19 protein-coding genes are annotated in these 22,780 nt (G+C 40.6%); 7 read left to right on the forward strand and 12 right to left on the reverse strand.

Going from position 1 to position 22,780, the window contains the following annotated elements; translation table 11 throughout:
• Window positions 1–11: 11 nt before the first annotated feature.
• From PSH54_RS06885 to hisD, 5 genes are read right to left on the reverse strand one after another with little or no spacing between them, the layout of a single operon-like run.
• Entirely contained in the window at window positions 12–1,034 is a 1,023-nt protein-coding gene (locus PSH54_RS06885) for an ester cyclase (RefSeq protein WP_273605765.1), read from the reverse strand.
• On the reverse strand, window positions 1,021–1,800 hold the full coding sequence (locus tag PSH54_RS06890) for an HpcH/HpaI aldolase family protein (protein ID WP_273605766.1): 780 nt from the start codon (window positions 1,798–1,800) through the stop codon (window positions 1,021–1,023). The genes PSH54_RS06885 and PSH54_RS06890 overlap by 14 nt, the downstream gene beginning before the upstream one ends.
• Window positions 1,797–2,498, reverse strand: coding sequence for an alpha/beta fold hydrolase (locus tag PSH54_RS06895; RefSeq protein WP_273605767.1), 702 nt, complete (start codon window positions 2,496–2,498; stop codon window positions 1,797–1,799). The genes PSH54_RS06890 and PSH54_RS06895 overlap by 4 nt, the downstream gene beginning before the upstream one ends.
• Window positions 2,499–2,512: 14 nt before the next feature.
• Window positions 2,513–3,520, reverse strand: a complete 1,008-nt coding sequence (locus PSH54_RS06900; RefSeq protein ID WP_029772146.1) for a LacI family DNA-binding transcriptional regulator — start codon at window positions 3,518–3,520, stop codon at window positions 2,513–2,515.
• Entirely contained in the window at window positions 3,521–4,795 is a 1,275-nt protein-coding gene (gene hisD / locus PSH54_RS06905) for a histidinol dehydrogenase (protein WP_024033719.1), read from the reverse strand.
• Between the two features lie 129 nt (window positions 4,796–4,924).
• Between hisD and PSH54_RS06910 the strand changes: the two genes are divergently transcribed.
• A complete protein-coding gene (locus PSH54_RS06910) occupies window positions 4,925–5,665 on the forward strand; it encodes an SDR family NAD(P)-dependent oxidoreductase (RefSeq protein ID WP_024033718.1) in 741 nt (246 codons plus the stop codon).
• A gap of 18 nt (window positions 5,666–5,683) precedes the next feature.
• Entirely contained in the window at window positions 5,684–6,682 is a 999-nt protein-coding gene (locus tag PSH54_RS06915) for a cupin domain-containing protein (RefSeq protein WP_273605768.1), read from the forward strand.
• A gap of 20 nt (window positions 6,683–6,702) precedes the next feature.
• Here PSH54_RS06915 and PSH54_RS06920 read toward each other — a convergent pair whose 3' ends face one another.
• Window positions 6,703–7,596 carry a DMT family transporter gene (locus PSH54_RS06920; protein WP_273605769.1) on the reverse strand — a complete coding sequence of 298 codons (894 nt, stop codon included), beginning with the start codon at window positions 7,594–7,596 and terminating at the stop codon, window positions 6,703–6,705.
• Between the two features lie 105 nt (window positions 7,597–7,701).
• On the opposite strand from PSH54_RS06920, the gene PSH54_RS06925 reads away from it, so the two are divergent.
• Entirely contained in the window at window positions 7,702–8,226 is a 525-nt protein-coding gene (locus tag PSH54_RS06925; protein ID WP_121637237.1) for a sel1 repeat family protein, read from the forward strand.
• 2 nt (window positions 8,227–8,228) lie between these two features.
• Here the strand turns inward: PSH54_RS06925 and rsmS are convergent, their stop codons facing one another.
• From rsmS to dinG, 6 genes are read right to left on the reverse strand one after another with little or no spacing between them, the layout of a single operon-like run.
• Window positions 8,229–8,381: a pleiotropic regulatory protein RsmS gene (gene rsmS / locus PSH54_RS06930; protein ID WP_024033713.1), complete on the reverse strand. Its 153-nt coding sequence runs from the start codon at window positions 8,379–8,381 to the stop codon at window positions 8,229–8,231.
• Entirely contained in the window at window positions 8,365–8,646 is a 282-nt protein-coding gene (locus tag PSH54_RS06935; RefSeq protein WP_004585951.1) for a late competence development ComFB family protein, read from the reverse strand. The genes rsmS and PSH54_RS06935 overlap by 17 nt, the downstream gene beginning before the upstream one ends.
• Window positions 8,647–8,695: 49 nt before the next feature.
• A complete protein-coding gene (locus tag PSH54_RS06940; protein WP_273605770.1) occupies window positions 8,696–9,592 on the reverse strand; it encodes a histone deacetylase family protein in 897 nt (298 codons plus the stop codon).
• Window positions 9,592–10,200, reverse strand: coding sequence for a primosomal replication protein (locus tag PSH54_RS06945; protein ID WP_004585953.1), 609 nt, complete (start codon window positions 10,198–10,200; stop codon window positions 9,592–9,594). The genes PSH54_RS06940 and PSH54_RS06945 overlap by 1 nt, the downstream gene beginning before the upstream one ends.
• Window positions 10,201–10,977, reverse strand: a complete 777-nt coding sequence (locus PSH54_RS06950; protein WP_024033710.1) for a TSUP family transporter — start codon at window positions 10,975–10,977, stop codon at window positions 10,201–10,203. It lies immediately after the preceding gene.
• Complete coding sequence (gene dinG / locus PSH54_RS06955; protein WP_248531080.1) at window positions 10,977–13,052, reverse strand: ATP-dependent DNA helicase DinG; 2,076 nt, start codon at window positions 13,050–13,052, stop codon at window positions 10,977–10,979. Before dinG ends, PSH54_RS06950 begins: the two co-directional genes overlap by 1 nt.
• 232 nt (window positions 13,053–13,284) lie before the next feature.
• On the opposite strand from dinG, the gene PSH54_RS06960 reads away from it, so the two are divergent.
• From PSH54_RS06960 to PSH54_RS06975, 4 genes are all read left to right on the forward strand, one after another.
• On the forward strand, window positions 13,285–15,627 hold the full coding sequence (locus PSH54_RS06960) for a DNA polymerase II (protein ID WP_273605771.1): 2,343 nt from the start codon (window positions 13,285–13,287) through the stop codon (window positions 15,625–15,627).
• A 245-nt stretch (window positions 15,628–15,872) separates the two neighbouring features.
• On the forward strand, window positions 15,873–18,494 hold the full coding sequence (locus tag PSH54_RS06965; RefSeq protein WP_064386740.1) for a TonB-dependent receptor domain-containing protein: 2,622 nt from the start codon (window positions 15,873–15,875) through the stop codon (window positions 18,492–18,494).
• A gap of 67 nt (window positions 18,495–18,561) precedes the next feature.
• Window positions 18,562–19,431, forward strand: coding sequence for a class I SAM-dependent methyltransferase (locus PSH54_RS06970; protein WP_273605772.1), 870 nt, complete (start codon window positions 18,562–18,564; stop codon window positions 19,429–19,431).
• A 455-nt stretch (window positions 19,432–19,886) separates the two neighbouring features.
• Complete coding sequence (locus PSH54_RS06975; protein WP_273605773.1) at window positions 19,887–22,724, forward strand: TonB-dependent receptor; 2,838 nt, start codon at window positions 19,887–19,889, stop codon at window positions 22,722–22,724.
• The last annotated feature ends 56 nt before the right edge of the window (window positions 22,725–22,780 follow it).

Here is a 22,780-nt window from a genome sequence, read left to right on the forward strand (position 1 = left end):
GTTTATACGCCCTAGGGCGCAAAGTTTAAATAGCGCGCTTTGGTAAGCTCTTTCATGCGTGCGAATACATCTACTCCAATTTGATGGTAGACATCAAGAATATCTATTAATACCCAGTTTTCGCGAATTAAGTTATTCTCGGCGCGCCAAAAGTCGAGACTACGCATGGTTATTTGCTGATTTGCGGGCGCAATACCTAACCAACCATCATTACTAATAGTCATGCTCATACCCGGCCATGCGGTAAAGCCAACATAGTTTTCATCGGCAAATAAATAGCCTTTACTTGCATCACCTACTCGGTTTGGCAGGGCATTTAAAAACGGAATTTGATGCCAGTTTCTAAACCCTTTTATACCTCGTGCAGTGCCTATGGTACTTGGCCCATACCAGCTACAGTGCGGGTGCCAAAATTGCTCAAGCTTCATGGCCTCTATACCGCCTTTGGCATAAAAACCAAGGTGCTCACACATGTCGCCCACAAGTTTTAAGCTTTGTGCTGCGTGCTCTTCATTGTATTCGTTTGTGATTAATCCATCTTGCGTTGCAGGGCCTGGTACATGCCACTCTTTACCTAAGCTCACCGAAAGCGGCCATACTTTAGCTTGCATCATTACTTCGGGAATATCCCAAATAGCTTGTACTTCTACCACTTTGTTATTTTTAATGCGGTAAAATTCATGAAAACGCATGCTAACTTGGTGCCCAGTAGGGGGGATATCAAGCCATGGCTTTTCAAACGAACCGGTATAATAACCGCAACAACCTACCCAGTCTGAGCCGTTAATTGAGCTACCTGCCATAACGATTGTATCGCGGCGCTCTAATCCTACAAATGCCTCGCTAAGCGGTAAATAAACTTGCTCAATAAGTGCATTAGGGTTGGTAAGAGTTTCAAACGGGTAACACAGCTGAATGAGTGCGTCATCGCTAAACACGGTATTAATTTGTGTATGCAAGGCGTTTATATCAAAGTTATACAGGGCCTGTCTAAAGTCGTGTATTAACGCTTTATTTTTATTATGAATGTTCATTGTTTTGGGCTCCTGTTGCTGTTTCAAATTGCTCTCGCAATTGCTTAGCGCCACTTAATAAAAAGCTGTGATCTGAGCCTAATAAATAAAAGCTCACGCCTAATGATTGCCAATGGCTCAGCTCGCTCAAATTACCTACAAACATGCCACAGCATTTATTATATTTAGCCGCTGCCTTGGCTATTTTAGTAACTGCCTCAAGTACAATAGGGGCACTTGGGTTGGTTTCGCCAAGGGAAATAGTTAAATCCATACGGCCTATAAAAATGCAGTCTATTTCATCTATTTGGCACAGTTGCTCGATATTATCCAGTGCATCGGTATCTTCTATTTGCGCAATAATACAGGTTGATGACTTATTGCTTGCTAGGTTATCGGTTAAGGCATGGGTTGTGTAACCAGCAAAGCGGCTTGAACCGGCATAGCCTCGGCCGTTATTACCATAAAAGCAGTTTTTAATAATTGCTTTTGCTTGTTCGGGGGTTTTTATATGCGGCAGCACAAGGCCATCTGCGCCTATATCTAAGCTACTTAATAAAGTGGCGTGGTCTGTATTACTAACACGTATAAGCGTGGGCATATTTTTAGTACGTGCTGCCATTATGCAGCTATCTAAATCGCCTCTATCAAAGGGCGCATGCTCTGCATCAAGGCACAGAACATCAAGGTTAGTGTGAGCCAATACTTCTGTATTATGATAATGCGTGCTTTTAATAAAGGTACCTAGCAGTAGCTGTTTTGCATTTAACTTTTGCTTTAAATTCATGATAAAGACTCCAACCAGTCTAATAAAATTGCGTTTACCGTATTACTTCGCTCAAGCGGGGCAAAGTGAGCGCAATGACCAAGCAGTACAAGGTCACTATTAGGCGCTGCTTCATGCATACTTTGCTGAACACTTGCAGGGCATAATGGGTCATGCTCGCCCCCAATAATGAGTAGTTTTTTTGTACTTTGCTTTATTACGCTTAACGTATCTTCGCGGGTGGCAAGTGCACTCAGCTGGGCGCTAAAGGCGTTAATACCCAGATCGTTTGCCATGCTAAGTACGATCTCTTCATGGGCTTTACTTGGTTGGTAAAAGTAGTGCGGCAAAAAGTCACGTTTAAGTAGCGCTTCTAAACTGCTGCTTTTGGCGTGTTCAATTTGTTTGAGTCTAATTGCAGGGCGCTCAAGTTTATCGGCTAAATAATTGCTCGACATTAAACACAAGGAGGTAACTAGCTCAGGGTTTGATTTTAACAGGGCAAGCGCAACAATTCCGCCCATGGAAAAACCTATAAATGGGCCCGGCTCTTGTGCAATTTTTTTGCAAAGTTCTACCATTTGCAAAATGCTAGATTGCTCGGTTAAGGGTATTACACACGGTGTATAACCTGCATTTTGCAGTGCGTTAATTTGCGCTGCAAACATGCGGTCATTACACAGTGTACCAGGTAAAATATAAACAGGATTTTTGGCCACAAAAATTCCTTAATTTAACGTTTTTTAATAGAGTTCCCTTCAATTAATGAACCAGTAAATACCCGAACTTCTGCAGCCGCTTGAGGGTTTTCAATGCGCTCCATTAAAATATCAACAGCGGCTTTAGTAAGCTGTTTCATTGGCTGTTGTACTGTGGTTATTTGATAGTTGTACCACGAGGAGGCATTAATACCATCAAATCCTACAACCGACATGTCGTCGGGCACTTTAATGCAAAAGTTTTCTTTTAGTTCATCAATTACGCCAATTGCCATAGCGTCATTACTGCATATTATGGCATCGGGCTTGGGGTGTTTTTTTAACCATTTTTTAAGTGCGTCGCGTGCCGATTTATACCCATAATCACCATAAATAACCGGCGTGTCTTTAACGCCTAGGGTTTGTAAATAATTTTCGGCTATTTCTCTGCGCTCGTTTGCAACATCTGAGTCGGTAGGGCCGGAGATAATTAAATACGATTTATGGTTAGCTTCGTGTAATAAATCAATTAACTGTTTAATGCCTTTGTCGTGATTACAGCAAACGGTGTTTGCATTCGACTCAGGCACATGGCGGTTATAAAGCACAATAGGCGTACTGTGTTTAGCAAATAAGTTTAAGCTTTTACTATCAAAGTGAGCAGCTAGGGCAATTACACCATCAACCTGAAAGGTCCATATGTTTTCGAGTAATTCATCTAGCTCTTCTGCGTTATCAAGTGTAAAGAGCAGCACACGTTTATTGTGCAGTGCCAGCTCTCTGTTTAGCTCAGAAAGCACCTCTGGGTAATTCAGGTTTGCTTGCGATGACAATATAACCGCAACCATACCCGATTGTTTGGTGATCAACATACGGGCAATAGCATTCGGGCGATAGCCCATTTCATTGGCCGTTGCGATTACTTTTTCACGGGTTTTTTTAGACACACTAAAACCAGGTCTAAAAACACGCGATACCGCCGATTGCGATACGCCCGCTACACGGGCAACATCGTATGAGGTGACTCTTTTTTGCTTCAAGATTTACTTCCTATATCGTCTTACACGAATGTCTGCTTGTTCTTTGTGGCCTGCGAACCCTTCTGCAGCACATAATCGTGAACAATACTCACCAACAACCACCGAGGCTTGCTCTGTTACTTGCTGAAAAGTACATGTTTTTATGAATTTACCTACCCATAGTCCGCCAGTATAGCGCGCAGCTTTACCTGTGGGTAGTGTATGATTTGTACCAATACATTTATCACCATACGAAACATTAGTTTGCGGACCTAAAAATAAAGCGCCAAAGTTTTGCATGTTCTCTTTAAAGTAATCGGTATTGCTGGTCATCACTTGCACGTGTTCAAACGCTAAGTCGTTGGCAACTTGCAGCATTTCTTCGTAGGTGTCACATACAATTACTTCACCGTGATCTTCCCATGCTACGCCTGCAATATCGGCGGTAGGTAAAATAGTAAGCTGCCTTTGCACCTCTGCTATTGTATCTTTAGCTAGTTGCTCTGAGTTGGTGAGTAAAATAGCCGGTGAAGTCGGGCCGTGCTCTGCTTGGCCGAGTAAATCTGCCGCACATAGCTCGCCATCTACACTGTCATCGGCAATAACGAGGGTTTCGGTAGGCCCTGCAAATAAATCAATACCAACACGGCCAAATAGCTGACGTTTTGCTTCGGCTACAAACGCGTTACCTGGGCCAACTATCATATCTACCGGCGCAATAGTTTGTGTACCAATTGCCATTGCAGCTACCGCTTGCACGCCGCCTAAACAATAAATTTCATCGGCTCCGGCCATATCCATCGCGACTACAATTTCAGGTGATGGCTTGCCATTAAACGGTGGAGCCATGGCTATTACGCGTTTAACACCCGCTACTTTAGCGGTTAATACGCTCATGTGCGCAGAGGCTAATAGCGGGTATTTACCACCTGGCACATAACAGCCTACGCTATCCATAGCGATATGTTTATGACCAAGGGTTACGCCCGGAAGAGTTTCTACCTCTACGTCTTTCATTGAGTCACGTTGTATTTGTGCAAAATTACGTACTTGGCTTTGCGCCCACTTAATATCGTTAATTAATTGCTCATCAAGTTGTGTATAGCAGGCTTTAATTTCGTCTTCTGAAAGTTTGAAAGACTCCGGAGTCCAGTTGTCGAACTTTTCAGAGTACTCACGAATGGCTGCGTCACCTTCGGTTTCAACATGCGCTAAAATATTCTCTACAATATCTCTTACTGATTGATTTTGTTTTTGTTTTGAGTCAATTGGTTGACCCTTTTTTAAATGCTTTATCATTGCTAGTGTCCTTAGTGAGTCGTTGTTATATACACATTTGATGAGACGTATTGGTTAAATAATGTCTTGCATCTAAATGCACTCTAATTAATAATGACTTCGAATGCAATATAGAATTTAGGTGAACAAATGGGATTTGATAAAACGCTTTTAGTGGGTAAAACCATTTTAGTGACAGGTGCAGGCAAAGGTATTGGTAAAGCATGCGTAGAAAAATGCGTAGATGCAGGGGCTCAAGTTATTGCAGTAGCACGTACCCTCAGTGATTTACAAACATTACAGAAATACGCGCCTGAGCAAATAGAAATTTGGCCGCTAGATATAAATAGCGATGCTTTTTTTGAGCGTTTAAAGGCGCTAAAAACACTTGATGGGCTGTTAAATAACGCTGGTATAAATCGGGTTGCGCCAATGCTTGAGCAAACAGATGAAAATATTGATGACGTAATTGCGATGAATATTCGCAGCGTTTACAAAATTAGCCAAGCGGCACTGCCAGCGCTAATAAATTCTGGCGCTGGGGCGGTGGTTAATATGTCGTCGCAAATGGGGTTTGTTGGTTCACCTAAACGTACTTTGTATTGCATGAGCAAACATGCGGTAGAGGGGTTGAGCAAAGCAATGGCGGTTGAACTTGCCGATAAAAATGTGCGTGTGAACACCGTAGCCCCCACCTTTGTAGAAACCCCAATGACCAAACCCATGCTAGAAGATGCGACGTTTAAGCAGTTTGTTTACGACATGATCCCACTGAAAAAAATTGCCCAAACCGATGATATTGCCAATGCTTGTGTGTTTTTACTAAGCGGCCTTTCAGCAATGATCACCGGAACAAGTATTAAAATTGATGGCGGTTGGACCGCACAGTAACCAATTTAGGAGAGAGTAATGAGTGTATTTTCAGATAGGTTAGTACGATACGATGATTTAATTGCGTGTAAAAATGCCTTTATTGATACACGCTCGCCGGGGAGCGATCAAAAAGAAAACTTTACAATTATTGGCCCAGGCGTTGCCGAAAACCCAAATCAACATGTACATATTTCTATTCCTCATGGGTTTAATATTGGTGGTGCGCGCCAACCTGCAGGGTGTTTAAATTCGCAGCATAGCCATTTAACTGAAGAAATTTTTGTAGTACACAGTGGTACGTGGGCTTTTTACACTGGTGTTGACGGTAAAGATGCCAAGGTAATTTTAAATGAAGGCGATATTATTTCGATCCCGATGGATATATTTAGAGGGTTTGAAAATGTTGGCGACGGCGTAGGCTATTTATATGCGGTACTTGGAAGTGATAACCCCGGTAGAGTACTTTGGGCTCCGCAAGTATTCGACATGGCAAAAGAATACGGACTAATTTTGCTAGAAAATGGCAGCTTAGTAGATACCACGTTAAATGAAACCATTCCCGATGGCGTAAAGCCAATGGCCGTGACCAGCCAAGAGCAAATAGCGCAGCACAGAGTAATAACCGATGAAGAGCTGGCACAAACTGTGGTTAAAGCCAGCAACTTTAATTGGAATAAACGCTCGTACCTTAGCCAGTTTGATGGCGTATATGAAGCGCCATTAGTCGGTAATTTAAACGCCAAAACATGTATTCAAACACAGCTAAATTGGCCTCATGGCTTTAATATTTCTGCGTTAAAGTTACAACCTGATGCACAGGTTGCGCCTCATATTCGCTTTGAAGAAGAGGTTATATTTGTTCATCAAGGAAGCGTAACAATCGACTTAGGTGATGAAGTATTAACGCTTAACCAAGGTGATACTTTTTCAGTGCCTATTGAGCACGTAAGAGCCTATAGCAATAATAGCCAAACCGACTGTGTGCTTTATATAACGCGCCGCCACGACGCGCCAAAAGACCCACAATTTATTTAAACTATAATGCTATATAAAATTTAAGGCACTTTGCTTGTTTTAGCTAAGTGCTTTTTTCGTGGTAAAAAACCAGTAACCAGCATAGTACCCACAATAACAAATAATGCGCCGAGTAACGTATTTGGTCCTATTTGCTCATCTAAAATTAAATGCCCCCAAAAAATGCCAAATAGCGGAATTAAGAACGTGACCGTTAAAGCTGAGGTTGGGCCTATATCGTCAATAAGTTTAAAAAATAAAATATAAGCAAGTGCGGTACACACCACGCCAAGTGCTAATACGCCAAGCATAACGTTGGTACTAGGTACTTCGCGCATTGGCATAAAAAGTATAAGGGGCAGTACTATAAAACTGGCTGCCCACATAGAGCCGTGTGCGTTATCGAACGGGGCAAGCTTAGGGGCATTTTTTGTATAATGGGATGCAATGGCATAACACAGGGAGGCGCTTAGCGCTGCTGCAATCGCAATAAGTGACTGACTATTTAATACAAAATGATTTTGCCCAACTAAAATTGCCACGCCTATTAAACCCAACAGCAAACCTAACACCATGCTTTTAGTCGGTTTGGTTTTGCTCCAAATAATGCCCACCACCGCGCCCCATATGGGCGTTGTAGAATTTAAAATAGATAAAGTAGAGGCGCTAATCGTTTGCGCGGCATAAGCAAACAGTAAAAAGGGTAGGGCGGAGTTAAGTGCGCCAATTATAAAAAAGTGCTTTGTGTGCGCAGTAAACGCCAAGCGGCGTTTTAAGTACAGCGCCACAATAAAGAGGGTGAGTGCGGCAAAGCCAACTCTAAACTCTATTAACACCGCTGGGCCTAAGCTGTTTGCTGCCATTCGCATAAATAAAAATGACGCGCCCCAAATTGCAGCCAGAAAAAATAACCGAAGTAAACTTGCTAAGCTCATGATAGTATTTTAATTATACAAATTAATTTACAGAGTAACAGGCTTTGCATTAACTGTAAGCCAGATTCGGTACTCGCATATAAAAATAATAAAAAAGGAATAGTCATGAGCCGATATTTACTGATCACAGCAATTATGGGAGTGGGTTTATTAAGTGGTTGTGGGTCTACGCCTATTAATTTATACGATGACATAACCATGAAAAAACATGAGTACAATGGCATAAAAGCGTATAAAAAAGGAGATTATAAACAAGCCTTTATGTACCTAAAAGACCCTGCAGCACTTGGGTATAAAAGCGCGCAATACACATTATCGTTTATGTTTTTAAAAGGGCAGTACTTAACACAATCCACTAACATGGGTATGGGGTGGCTAGGCGTTGCAAAAGAGGCTGGAGTTGAAAGTTGGCAGGCGCAATACAATACCTTTTATAACGCAGCCACTTCGGCGCAACAGCTTAAAATAGACGAAACCGTTGCGTTGTACATAAGCCAATATGGCAGTAAAGCACAAAAAATGACGTGCCGCCGCTCAACAACCCCAAGACGCACGTTTGGCGAGATTAAAATTGATTGTAACAAACACGAGGGCACTGTGACTAAATACGAAGTGCAAACAAAAGAGTAATGCTAAGCGGTGGCTTGTTTTTGTTCAAAGTCACTTTTTACAATTTCGAGCGCTTTTAATACATCCTCTGGAGCAACCTCGTGCTGCTCCAAAAGCATAATTAAATCTACTGCCAGTTTTACATGTGTAGGGGCGTTATCAAGTGGGCTGGTCATCTAAATCTTTCTTTTTTGAAATTTGGCTAATAGCAACGTCTATAGCGGTTTGTACGCGCTCTTCCATGTGAATACGTTCACTTTGTGGTAAATAAAAGGCCATATCTACATCGTATCTAATATAACGTGGCGGCAATTGATTAAGTACCGTGCAACAAAAATCGGCCATTACATCTTCACTGTAAACTTTATCTAGTTTACGTTTAATGATTTCTTCAACCACAATTTTTTCGTAAAAGTTATGTATGTCGTCGTGCAGTCGCATCGTGCTAGCGCCTTTTATAGAGTCCGTTTATTTGAGTGTATACTAAGCACTAAAATAAATCGATAGCAGCTTTAAATAGTTGTTTATGAACATTAATTAACGCATTTAAATTACGCTGATAACCGCCACCTAAAGCGCACATAAGTGGGATGTTATGGGCTTTGCAATAGTCAACCATAAAATGATCGCGCGCATAAACCCCTTCAAGCGATACGTTAAATAACCCTAGCTCGTCTTTTTCGTAAATATCAGCCCCTGCGTTATATAAAATAATATCGGGGTTATGAATACGCACGCAAAATTCGAGGGCTTGTTTTAGCGTTGTTAAGTACTCGGTATCTGATGTGTTGGCAGGTAGGGCGAAGTCGTAATCGGAGTATTGCTTTAAGCGCGGAAAATTTTGCTCGCAATGAATAGAGCAAGTAACTATAGCGTTATTATGTTGCGTAATTTGTGCCGTGCCATCGCCTTGGTGTACATCACAATCAAATATTAATACGGTATCGGCTTGGTTTGTATTGATTAAATGCGCGCCAGCCACAGCCAAATCGTTAAAAATACAAAAGCCACTGCCGTAATCGCTATATGCATGATGATAGCCACCACTTAAATTAGCGCAAAAACCATGTTTTAGTGCGTATTCGCTGCCTTGAATACTGGCCCCGACTGAAAGTAGCGTACGCTCTACTAATTCGCATGAATACGGGAAACCCATTTTTTTAATTGCTTTATTACTGAGCGTGGCGTTTAAAAAATCATTTATGTAGCCTTGGCTATGGCACAGTGCAAGCTGCTCGGGCGTTGCTTTGGTTGGTGTATTAAACTGTGTAGTCCCAAAGCCTAAGCGTTCTATTTCTGCTTTTAGCATTTGGTATTTTTGGATAGGAAAACGGTGGCGCTCAGGAAGCGTTAAAGCACTGTAAAGCGGGTGGTAAAAAAGCTGCATTAGCGTAATTGTTGTTTTTCGACTTGTTGAATTTTATCTTCGGTGGCCGAAATAGCTTTACGGCAGCGGCCTAAACGCGCATGCGTGGTTAAAATTTCCATATTAAGTTTTTGTGCTTGCGCTGGGCTGGCTTTTTCCATTTGTAGTTTACGCTCTTCAATCATTAACACTAAGCGTCGTTCAAACTCATGGTTTTGTTTAAGCTCGTCGTATAGCTCGTGCGACGATTGCATTATTTTTTTTACGGCTTGCTTATAAACCGTATTTTTTGGCCTAGGTTTGTACTGGCTTTTGTTTTCTTTTGCCCAGATGGGGGTCGATTTAATAACACTAAATACAGCTTGTACTTGATTACCTATGCGCTCGAGTGCATAAGCATAAGCATGGCGATGATCACTGGGTGGTAAGCTGGTAATTTCGTCTTCAATTTCTGTTACGTAGTCAGTTAGGTTCATGCTTTTAGTACTAAATACGCCGCGGTCAAATAAACTAGGCTGCGCCTGCATATAGCGGTTTTTAGAAAACAATTTAGCTTTATCAAATTGCTCAGCTTGTTGTTTAAGCGTAGCAACTTGTTGGCGTAATTTATCTAACGCGTGGGTTTGCATTTACAAATAAGCCTCGTAAATCAGTTTTAATGCTAGCAGTATAACCATAGTGTTAAAAACAGGGCGAATAAACTTACCGCCAAAGCGAATGGCTGAGTGAGCACCAATCCAAGCACCTAACATAATAAAAAAGCCCATGATAAGGCCTAATAAAAAGTTTACATGACCAAGTGCCACAAAGGTAATAAGCGATATAAAGTTAGATACAAAGTTCATTGAACGGGCTAAACCACAGTTAAGCAGTAAGCTCATTTTATAAAATAAACTATTAGATGCGGTCCAAAAAGTACCGGCGCCTGGGCCTGCTACGCCATCAAAAAAACCTAACGCTAAGCCCTGTAACCACTGCTTTAGTTTAAGTATTGGTGTTACTTTTGGTAAATCATCGCCCTGTGTGGTGCTTAAACTACCAAACAAGCTATAACAGGCCACCATAATAATAATGATAGGCAAAAGCTTATTTAAAAATTCAATACTTAAGTGATCGACTATTAACGTACCAATCACAGCGCCTATGGCTGTAGCAAAAATGGAATTTGCCCAAAATTTAGGACTAAATAGATTTTTTTTATAATACGTGTAGCTGGCCGTTAATGAGCCAAAGCTTGCCGCAAGCTTGTTGGTGCCAAGCGTTACATGCGGTGGCAAGCCAGCGGTGAGTAGTGCAGGGACTGTTAATAAGCCACCGCCGCCGGCAATTGCATCAATAAAGCCAGCAGCAAGGGCCGCGGCACATAAAACTGCCAGTGTTGTGGGATCTAAAGCAAGTTCAAACATTAATAATCTATTTGTCTTTTAAAAGGTGGTAAGGTGTCGAGCATGGCTTTGCCGTAGCGCTTGGTAACTAAGCGTCTATCGAGAATGGTTATACGGCCTTCATCGCTCTCTTTTCGCAGCAGTCTACCACAGCTTTGTACCAATTTCTTTGCTGCATCGGGCACCGTTATAGACAAAAATGGATTACCGCCTTTACTTTGTACAAATTCGGCTTGGGCTTCTTCTATTGGTGATGTAGGTACTGCAAACGGTATTTTTGTAATTATTAAGTTTTCTAAATATTTACCTGGTAAATCAAGCCCTTCTGAGAGGCTTTGCGTACCAAATAAAATACTACCTTTACCGCTATCAATATTTTGGGTGTGTTTTTTTAATAATGCCTCGCGCGACATTTCGCCTTGTACTAATAAGTTAAAACCTTTTGTTCTAAGAAACTTAGCCACATGGTCCATTTGCCAGTACGAGGCAAACAATACCAAATTAGCTTTTTTTGTATTTAAGTACTCAGGCAAAGTTTGCGCTATATGGTCACTAAATGCTTTGTCGGTTGGCTCAATTTTACTTACCGGGATACGCAAGGTTGCTTGTTTAGGGTAATCAAAAGGTGAGGGCACTTTAATAAACTTAACGCCTTCTTCTTTTGCTAATCCGCTTTCATAGGCAAAGTGGTCAAACGAACCGAGAGCACTTAAAGTCGCCGAGCATAGTACCGCCCCTGCGCATTCATTCCATAGCTTGTCTTTTAAGTAGTAGCCAACTTCGATAGGGCAATCACTTAATAGGTGATCGTGATGGTTTTTATATTCTAAACGCTTGATCCACCTTGCGTGAGGTGTGCCTTCGCCTTTATTTGCATAGCTATACCACAGCTTATTTAATTGCTCTAAGCGGTTTATATAGTGTCCGCTTTCGGCCAAAACAGGGTCGGCAACGTAGGGTTTTATATCGCCATCGCTTACATCTTGAGTGAGGGTATCGTGCATTTTATTTAAACAACGTAGTGCATCTAGAGTGGCGTCACTTATATCTTTAGCTTTGTTGTGCAATGATTTTGGTATTTCGCCATGCTCAAAACGATATGTATCGTCTTTTGAGTATTCAAAGTCGGCATTATCAAGAATATCACGCACCACTTTTAAGTCTTTATTTGCATCGTTAATGCTATCGCACAATTTGAAATTTTGACCAATGGCCTTTTGACCCACTAATACCTTAGACATTTTGCCACTAAATTTGGTGAGCTTATCGAGCCAATCAATGGTGCCTTTAATAGTGGCCGCTGCCGATGAAAAGTCGCGGGTAATATGCGCAAGGTGGTGCGCTTCATCTATTACATAAATGGTGTTATCGGGTTCGGGTAAAATTTTACCGCCCCCTAAATCCAGATCTGCCAGTAGCAGTGAATGGTTAATAACAAGCACATCCATTTGCATAAGCTGATTACGAGCAAGCTGAAACGGGCAGGTTTGATGGGCTTTCATTTGGCGTTGGCAAGCGTGTTTATCGCATGCGATTAAGTTCCACACTCTATCGGGTATGGTGTCGGCCCAACTATCTCTGTCGCCTTGCCATTTTTTATTTACATAGGCATCGTAAAGGCCTTTTAAACATTTAGTTTCCATATCACTTAGCGGCGAGGTAAGTGTGGGCATAAACTCCATTTGCGTTTGGCTATCGCCATTAACAGCGTTATGTAATTTATGGGCACATATATAGCGTTGCCTACCTTTTACTAGGTCAAACTTAAAGTCGAGCCCAGAGTGTTTTTTAAAAAAAGGCAGCTCTTTTGCTATTAATTGCTCTTGTAGGGCCACGGTAGCAGTAGATATAACCAGCTTCTTTTTTTGAGCAAGGGCAAGCGGTAACGCGCCCAAACAATAAGCAAGTGATTTACCAGTCCCTGTGCCAGCCTCAATAACACATATTCGCTGTTTTTTATGGTATTCGCCAGCTAGCGTCTTTGCTATTTCGGCAACAAGGTAGTTTTGGCTACTGCGTGGGCGGTAATCAGTAAGGTTACTAGCCACATGCTGGTGTACTTGCCTAATTGTTTTTTTTAGTTGGTCAGAAAGCATGGGGAGATAAACCTAAAATATGTATATAATTACAGTGTATGGATTTTAGAGTTATAACCGTGTAACTACAAGCAAGGATGAAATTAATTTAGTAAATTAATGCGGCGATTTTTTAAGTTTATAAATTACTCCCTATTATGGCCTGTTTATATTTTGAGGTTGAACAATTTTCAATCCTTAACGTTCATGGCCCTAAAGTAGAAAAACAAAATATAAGTAAGGTTTATTGATAGTGTATTTAACATCTGGTTTTGTACTTTCTGCACAAGCGCACGATAGCGCTCAGGGTTTACAATATGAAATTTGGTTTGCTACCGATAATGGACCAATAAAGACAAATTCTGAGAATGAAACCGCACTATTTTTTATAAAAAACTCAGATGAAAAAGCAGCTCAAGCCATTTTATCTGCCGAATCACTAAACTTTTTAATTAAACCTCTTTCACTTAAAAACTTTCAGCAGCAAGATATGTGTGGCTGTTACTTTTACTCACTCAAACACTTTTATAGCGCGAGCAAAGCGTTAAAAAGTCGCGGTATTACACTCTATGAAGATGATATAAGGCCCATTGAGCGCTATTTAATGGAGCGCTTTATTAAAGGCGGGGCGTGGATCACGGGTAAACGAGTGGATCATGCACATTACACTGAAATTTTAGATGCTAAATTAAAAAACAACGCTGACTATACGCCTGTGCTTTCTAAGCTATCACTTGATATAGAGTGCAATGAAAGTGGGGTGTTGTTTTCTATTGGCTTGGTAGGCTGTGGTTTAGATTGCGTAATCATGATTGGAGAGCCTGAGCATCACGACCCAGTGATTGGTTATACTATTATATGGTGCGAAGACGAGGTTGCACTATTACAGCAACTTGTAACACTTATTAAGCAGTGCGACCCAGATATTATTATTGGGTGGAATGTTATTGAGTTTGATTTTGCAGTTATTTATGAGCGCTCTGTGGCACTGGGGGTAAAACTATTACTAGGAAGAGGAAACCTTCCTTTATATGTTCGAAAAGGCCATTTTACAAGGGTTTCTATTCCCGGGCGCTGTGTAATTGATGGCATTGATACTCTAAAAAATGCCACTTATAGTTTTGAAACTTTTTCACTTGCTAATGTAGCTAAAGAAATTTTAGGCGAGTCTAAATTAATTGAATCTAGTAACAGCTTACAAGAAATTATTCGTCAATTTAATGAAGATAAACTCGCGCTCGCTAACTACAATCGTCAAGACTGCATTCTCGTTAATAAAATATTCGATAAGCTAAAACTTCTCGATTTTGCTGTTATTCGGACACAATTAACAGGCCTTGAGCTAGAAAAGCGCGGCGGCTCAGTGGCGGCTTTTGTAAACATGTATTTGCCTTTATTACATCGCAGCGGTTATGTAGCACCTAATATGGGCGACCATGGGCTAACGTTTGAAAGCCCAGGTGGTTATGTTATGGAGTCGGTACCGGGGCTGTATAAAAATGTCATCGTGCTTGATTTTAAAAGCCTGTACCCCAGTATTATGCAAACCTTTTATATAGACCCGCTTGGACTAATAGAAGGAATTGAAAACCCTGAAAACAGTATTGAAGGGTTTAATAACGCATTATTTTCAAGAGAGCAGCACCATTTACCAGCGCTTATAAAAAGCCTAGCGCTACAGCGCCAGCGGGCAAAAGATAATCACGATTTAATGCTATCCCAAGCCATTAAAATAATAATGAACAGTTTATATGGTGTATTAGGCTCACAAGGCTGTCGTTTTTATGACCCTCGACTCTCAAGCTCTATTACTTTGCGTGGCCATGAGATAATGCTGCAAACTAAAAAGTGGATTGAAGAGCAAGGTTATAGTGTTATTTATGGAGATACCGATTCGACCTTTGTAAAATTAACGGATGATTTAAGTGTTGAGGCGTGTAATAAAATAGGTAAACAGTTAGCTAAACACATAAACACATTGTGGCAGCAAAACATACACGCTAAACATAATTTAACTAGCCATTTAGAAATAGAGTTTGAATCGCTTTACAGCCCCTTCTTTTTACCCACCATAAGAGGTAAAAGTGTGGGGTCTAAAAAACGCTATGTGGGGCAGTTAATAAAGCCGGATGAATCAAAATTGGTTTTTAAAGGCTTAGAAACCGTAAGAAGTGACTGGACTAAACTGGCTCAACAGTTCCAATTTGATTTATTTACCCTCCTTTTTGAGCAACCAGAGCAAATAAATGACCTTGTAAACGATTACATTAGTAAACTTTTACGCGGCGAATTTGATCATTTGCTGGTTTTTAAAAAACGTTTAGGTCAAAACTTAACCGACTATCAAAAAAATATCCCTCCACATGTGCAAGCAGTAAAAAAGTTTCAGAAACAAAATAGTGAATTTACGCTAAAAAGAGGTGAATTTGTTACATTTGTTTACACAACCCACGGTGTTGAGCTGTATCAAGGGCTGCATAGCTACGACTACCCATTGTATATAGACAAACAAATTGTACCTTTATTAGAAATGGTTACGCAATTTGTTAACGTTAACGTAAACAGTTTCGAGCTAAAACAGTTCGAACTATTCTAACTTGTACCTATTAATGCAATTTTTGATTGCATAATCTACGCTTTAGCTTTATTTTTGTACAGTTATTCCTCATCTAAGCTAAAAAACAATAAAAAACCCTTTTTTAATTAATATTTGGTTAACAGTAGTTGGCTTTTAGATATTTTTTGTTTAGTATTTAGTTTAGTCGCTGTTAACAAACTGTGACAACAAAAAATAATTAAATAATAGTCGCTTCTAACAAGTGGTGACCCAGGGAGAATCAAATGTTAAATAATAAAGTTTCAAAGGCAGTTCGCTTAGCGATTGCATTTGGTGCAGTATCAACAGCTGCATTTTCGTCAAGTTCATTTGCTGCAGAAGAAGAGTCTGCAGAGAAAGTAGAACGCATCCAAGTAACTGGTTCACGTATCAAACGTACAGATTTAGAGGGTGCTTCTCCGGTAGTATCTATTACTTCTGCTGATATCAAGCTAGAAGGTGACTACACAGTTGCAGATGCACTACGTTCTAGTTCATTAAACTCATTCGGTTCGTTCTCAGAGCGTTCTGGTAGCTCAGCACAATCTCAAGCAACTATCAATTTACGTGGTGCTGGCTCACGTCGTACTTTAGTACTTTTAAATGGCCGCCGTTTCCCAGGTTCACCAACATTAGGTGGTGCTTCTGCTAACCTTAATGCTATTCCAATGGCTGCTGTTGAACGTATCGATATCATGACTGAAGGTGCATCTTCTATTTATGGTTCTGATGCAATGGCAGGTGTTGTTAACGTAATTATGAAAGAGAACTTTGAAGGTTTAACTTTCAACATTGGCGCGGGTCACCGTGACCAAGATGAAGGTACTACTTCTACAGAGTTTTCTGTAGTTGGTGGTGTTTCAAACGATAAAGGTAACATTACATTCTCTTTCGATCACCAATCTCGTAAAGGTATTTCAGATGCTGACCGTGACTACACTAAAGCTCAGCTTGGTGATTTAGACGGTGATGGCGACATTGAAGCTTACACTGCAGATACTGTAGGTTGGTCATACTTTGGCGCTACTGTACTTTCACCTGATTTTTCTACAGCGTCAGCTTCACTTTTATGTGATGATTTAATCTCTGAATACGGTGAAGATACTTTCCGCCGCGTTGATGCAAACGAAGATTGGGGCCCAGGTTCTGAGTACTGTATGTATGCATTCGCTAATGTATCTTACAACACAGCATCAATTGACCGTAACACATTATATGTTAGTGCTAACTACGAGCTAACAGACGACATAGAGTTCTTTGCTCAAACAATGTTTGTACAAAACTCTTCATTTGGTCGTTACGCTCCACCGGCTGCAGCATGGGAAAACATGGCAGCTGATAACCCGCATAACCCATACGGTGAAGACGGTGCATATGGTTTATTCCGTTGGGTAGGTATTGGTACACGTGATGGTAACGTAGATGATTACAACCAAGATTTAACAGCTGGTTTACGTGGTGACTTAGATTGGAACAACGCTTCTTGGGAAGTTTACTACCACCACAATAAAGCAGATAACAAATCTGTAGGTGAGTACTACCTTTCTTACAGTGGTTTAGCATACAACGAAGCTAACGATATCGATTTAGGCTCTGATGAAGGCATTGCCAACATGAAGTCGACTACGTTACAAAACTCAGGCTCTACTTTTGACCAATACTTTGCTGGTTTAGGTTTTGACTTATTTGAACTACCAGGTGGTGCTGTTGCTCACTATGTAGGTGTTGAATATTTTGAACAAACTTACGAAGATATTTACGATGGTCAATCTGAAGCTGGCTTAATCGGTGGCTCTGCTGGTAACTCTTCAATGGGTGACCGTGATGTGACAGCTGTTTTCTTCGAATCAGTACTACCAGTTTCTGATACAGTAGAAGTGAACTTAAAAGCTCGTTACGATGATTACTCTGACTTTGGTGACAACGTTGCTCCAGCAGTATCTGCTCGCTGGCAGGTTGCTGATAACGTAGTGATTCGTGGTTCTTACTCTGAGTCGTTCCGTGCACCAGGCCTTGATTTACTTAATGCAGCACGTACATTCTCTGCTGAATCTGCAATCGATTATAATAACGGTTCTACTACATCACGTCAGTACAACACATACTATACTCAGAACTCAGAGCTTGAGGCAGAGACTTCAGATTACATCAACTTAGGTGTGGCATGGGATGTAAACGATAACTTAAGCTTTAAGTTAGATTACTTCCAACTTTCTATTGATAATGTTATTCAGTCTAAATCTCTACAAGGCTTATTATCTGATGAGGCTGCTGGCCTAATCACTGCAGTAGGTGTTGATACAGATACGTCTGATGAAACTTTCTACCTTAAGCGCTCTGCTTCAGGTACGCTAATCGAAGCAGGTACTTCTTACTTTAACGGTGCTGGTTTTGAAATCGAAGGTTTTGATTTCACTATTAATGCAAACGTAGAGACTGATTTTGGTGACTTCCGCTTTAACAATGTTAACAGTGTAACACTTTCATACGATTCTGAAGTGGGTGGTGTTGTACAAGACACTGCTGGTTGGTCTGGCCAACCTGATCTTAAGTCAGTAGCAACAATTTCTTGGTCACTTGATGATCATACAGTATCTTGGAACTCTACTTACACAGCAAGCACGTCTGAAACTGAAGTTGATGAAGATGGCGATGGTTTCTACGAGCAATCAGGTGATTTAGACAGCTGGTTAATCCATAACTTAACTTACAGCTACAATGCAGGTCCTTACGGCGCTGTAACATTTACTGTAAGTAACTTAACTGACGAAGACCCAGTTCTTTCTTCAGCTGGTACATGGGATAACCAAGACCTTTACAACAACTTTGGTCGTGATTACCGTGTAAACTACTCAATTAGCTTCTAATATTAATTAGAAACAGGTTGATATATAGGGCTGAATTTATTCAGCCCTTTTTTTATGGGGATTTTTTATGGAAAATTATTGGAGTGAGTATTGGTCTCAAGGGTATTTAACTTCATTTGGGCAGGATATTAAGAAAAACTATACAGGCAAGCTCAAGCAGAGCTGGACAAGTTTTGCTACTGAGCTTAGTCCACAGTGTAAAATACTAGACATAGGCACAGGCAATGGTGCACTGATACAGCTTATACACGATAGTTGTAAAGATCAGCTGAGCTTTATTGGTATTGATAAAGCAACAGTGGCAAAGAGCGTTACAGGCGTGCCCGACTCTAGTATTTTATCAGATGTAAGTGCAGAGTCCTTACCTTTTGAAAATAATGAATTTGATGCGATAGTGGCTCAATTTGCAATTGAATACAGTGAGCTTTCGAAGAGCATTTCTGAATTATTTAGGGTATTAAAACCGGGTGGGTTATATCAAATTGTTTGCCACGAAATAGATTCAGATATAGTTAAACCAAATGTGCTTATATTGGAGTCTGCAGTACGTGTACGTAGTGACTTGTTAACTCCTTTAAAGCAACTAATTGATGAGCTGAAAAAAGATGATAATGCTCAGGTCAATAGCTTGATAAAAACAATAAATAACCTTATCCAACTTGAAAGGCAAGTACACTCTCACGCAGTTAATGGAACACGGTATCCCGACTTTTTTCAGTTTATTTTGAATAATAGGAAAATTGATTTAGAACGCGCTTATCAATTATTTACTCAAGAGCTCGAAGGGCTGATCTTTAGGTTAAGTGACTTAAAGCAAGCGGCGTTAAACTCTCAGGATATTAGCCAGTTGTTATTGTTAGGCGATAAAACATTTAAAGAGGCTTTAGTTGACTCTAATAATGAATATATCGGAACGCTTTACAAAGGACGCAAATAGCTAGCCCCATTACTAAAATTTGTTCTGTTCTGCACATTAATAATCTAGCAGCTTTGATGGTATTCCAAAGGCCATACGAGCTGCAGCTCCCGATTCCTTTACTTTTTGGCGACTTGTTAAACATTGTTCTTGGTCACCTTGTCATTTATAAATTTTAAATTACCTTGTTAACACCTTTAAAAATGTAAATAAGTAGAGGTATTTTACGTTTTATTTTCAAAAATGCATTGTTCCGGTTATTGGTATATTCATACTTTATTTTTTGTCCCCTTTATCGAAATAAACTAATATTAATTATATTTAAATTGATGTGAATTATTGGTTTTTAATGTGTTGACTATGTTTATATATTGATACTAACATTCACAAAAGAAGCGGTACTTTCACTTCTTAAGCTATTTATTTAATGGCTAAAATAATAAATATATAAATAAAATTATTTCAGGGAGAATCCAATGTTAAATAACCAAGTTTCAAAAGCGGTGCGCTTAGCGATTGCTTTTGGTACGGCATCTACAGCTGTATTTTCAGCAAATTCAATTGCTGCTGAAGAGGGAGTTGAAAAGGTAGAGCGTATAGAGGTTACCGGTTCACGAATTAAACGTGCAGATCTTGAAAGCGCTTCACCAGTGAGCATTATTACTACTGAAGATATGAAAGTTCAGGGTATTTCAAATATTTCCGATGCGTTACAAAACCTTACCGCTCAGTCGGGCGGATTAACTGCTGCTGTAAATAATGGCGGTAATGGTAATGCAACTGTTAACTTAAGAGGTATGGGTTCATCACGTACATTGGTACTTGTTAATGGACGTCGTATGATTGCCTCAGGTACTGGTGCATCTTCTACCGTGGATCTTAATGCCATTCCTTTTAGCGCTGTAAAACGCATAGAAGTTTTAAAAGACGGAGCATCAGCTGTTTACGGCTCTGATGCTCTTGCTGGTGTGGTTAATATTATCATGCGCGATGACTTTGAAGGCTTTGAGCTAGATGCCAGCTATGCAGAGACAGGTGAAGGTGACGGTGAAGAAGCTAGCTTAAGTAGCACCTTTGGTGTGAGCAGTGATAAAGGTAATATTGTTGTAAACGTTGGTTTTTACGACCGTGGTACTGTACGTGCTAGCGACCGAGATTATTCAGCATGTCCATACGCTGAAAGTGGCGGTGAGCGTTTTTGTGCCGGTTCTGGTAACTCTTTAGGTATGAATGCAATCTTAGATGATGGTAGAAGAGTTCAGTTTGAGCCTGGCGGTAACGGTTCATCAACTGATACTGGCTATCACACATATGTGGGTAGTGGCGAAGGCAACGATACCTATAACTACTCTTCTGCTTCATACTTATCTACGCCTGCAACTCGTTATAATGTGAGCGTGTTAGGTAATTATGAATTAGCAGATAACTTAAACTTTTTTGCAGAAGCGTACTATACAAACCGTACCTCAACGCAACAAATGGCACCAGCGCCTATCAACTACACATACAGTGTAGATGGTCGTAGTTGGGTATTAAGTCAAAATCCAGAAGTTTACCCATTCTCAGGCTTGTATGATTTTGCAACTCCTGGCGACAATGTAGACATGTTACCACTGCGTCGTATGTCAGAAATGGGTGGCCGTGTATTTGAGCAAGAAGTAAATACAGCACAATTTACAACTGGTTTAGAGGGCTTTATCGCTGATCAATACGCTTGGAATGTGTTCTATACATATGGTCGAAATAGCGCTATTGACCGTTCTAAAAACTACATCAACGTAGACAAAATGATAGCGTCAGTAAATGAAAACTGTGAAGGTGTCTCGGTTACAGGTTCGCCTAGTGACTACACGGTTACAGGCAACGATGCATCTGCTCCATGTATTAACTACTTCGGTGAAGGCGCGCTTTCACAGTCAGATGCCGATTACTTGCGTTACACCGATCAGGGTACTTCAGGTACAGAAATGCACCACTTAGGCGCTTCAATTTCGGGTGATTTATTTGAAATGCCTTCTGGTGTTGTTGGCTTTGCATTTGGTCTAGAGCACCGTGAAGAATCAGCATTTAATCAACCAGATGCATTCTCTTCATCAGGTATCGGTTCAGGTAATGCTGTACAGCCAACTTCTGGTGGCTATAAAGTTGACGAAGCATATGTAGAGCTTGTTGTTCCACTATTGAATGATTTACCACTGGTTCAGTCTTTAGATTTAGAAGCTGCGCTTCGCTACTTTGACTACGATACATTTGGATCAGATACTACTTATAAGTTAGGTCTAACTTGGCGTATGACAGACGAAGTTATGCTTCGCTCTGTATTATCAACAGCATTTCGCGCACCAAGTGTAAGTGAGCTTTACGGTGGTCAGTCAGATAGCTTCACCAATTATACAGACCCTTGTACTGGTTTTGGTGGTGCTGGCTTTGATTCTAGATACCAAACAGCCTGTGCTTCTGATGCAGCAGCCGGCCTAATTCCTTCAGATGGTACGTTTGCACAAAACAGTGGTCAACTTCGTGCGGTTGTTGGCGGTAACCCAGACCTAGGTCCTGAAACTGCTGATACATTTACAGTTGGTCTTGTTGTTGAGCCAATTGAAGGGCTAAGCTTTACTGTTGATTACTACGATATTGAAGTAGATAACGTAATAAGCTCTGTTGGTATTACGACTAAGCTAGATAAATGTTATAGCGCGGGTGAAGAAGGTGGACAAGGTGGTTCTTTTGCACTTTGTGAAGGTGTTGTACGTGATGCAACGGGTAACTTTGATGGTACTCCATCACTTGATCAAAACCTTTCTACTTGGAACCTATCGGGCGTAGATTTCAACGCTCAATATAGCTTTGACGCTGCTGGCTTAGCGTGGAGAGCTGATTGGGAAGCTTCTTACATCTCTAAATGGGAAGTACAAGAGTTTGCTGGTGAGCCTATTCAAGATTACGTAGGTGTTGCATCAAGTGGTTCTGGCTCAATTCCTGAGTGGAAACATAATGTAAGCTTACGTGCAGCCGGTGATGATTGGACTGTTTCATACAAAGTGATGTATGTAGATTCGCTTGTTACAGAATCAGTTGCATTATTTGATGGAGACCCTGCGGATTACTATTCACCAGAAGCTGACTCGTTTGTATCACATACACTAAGTGGTACTTACCAACTTAACGAGCATGTTTCGTTACGTGGTGGTATAGATAACCTAACAGATGAAGAGCCTCCATATTACAGCGATTATGATGATGCCAATACAGATACTACGTTGTATAAGTACATCGGTCGTAACTTCTTTGTAGGTACAACTATTTCATTCTAAGCATAAGCTTTAATGCTAAGGCCGGTATATTATCGGCCTTTTTATTATTTAAGAGA

Source organism: Pseudoalteromonas sp. Angola-30 (genome assembly GCF_028599215.1).
Taxonomy (GTDB): Bacteria; Pseudomonadota; Gammaproteobacteria; order Enterobacterales; family Alteromonadaceae; genus Pseudoalteromonas; species Pseudoalteromonas atlantica.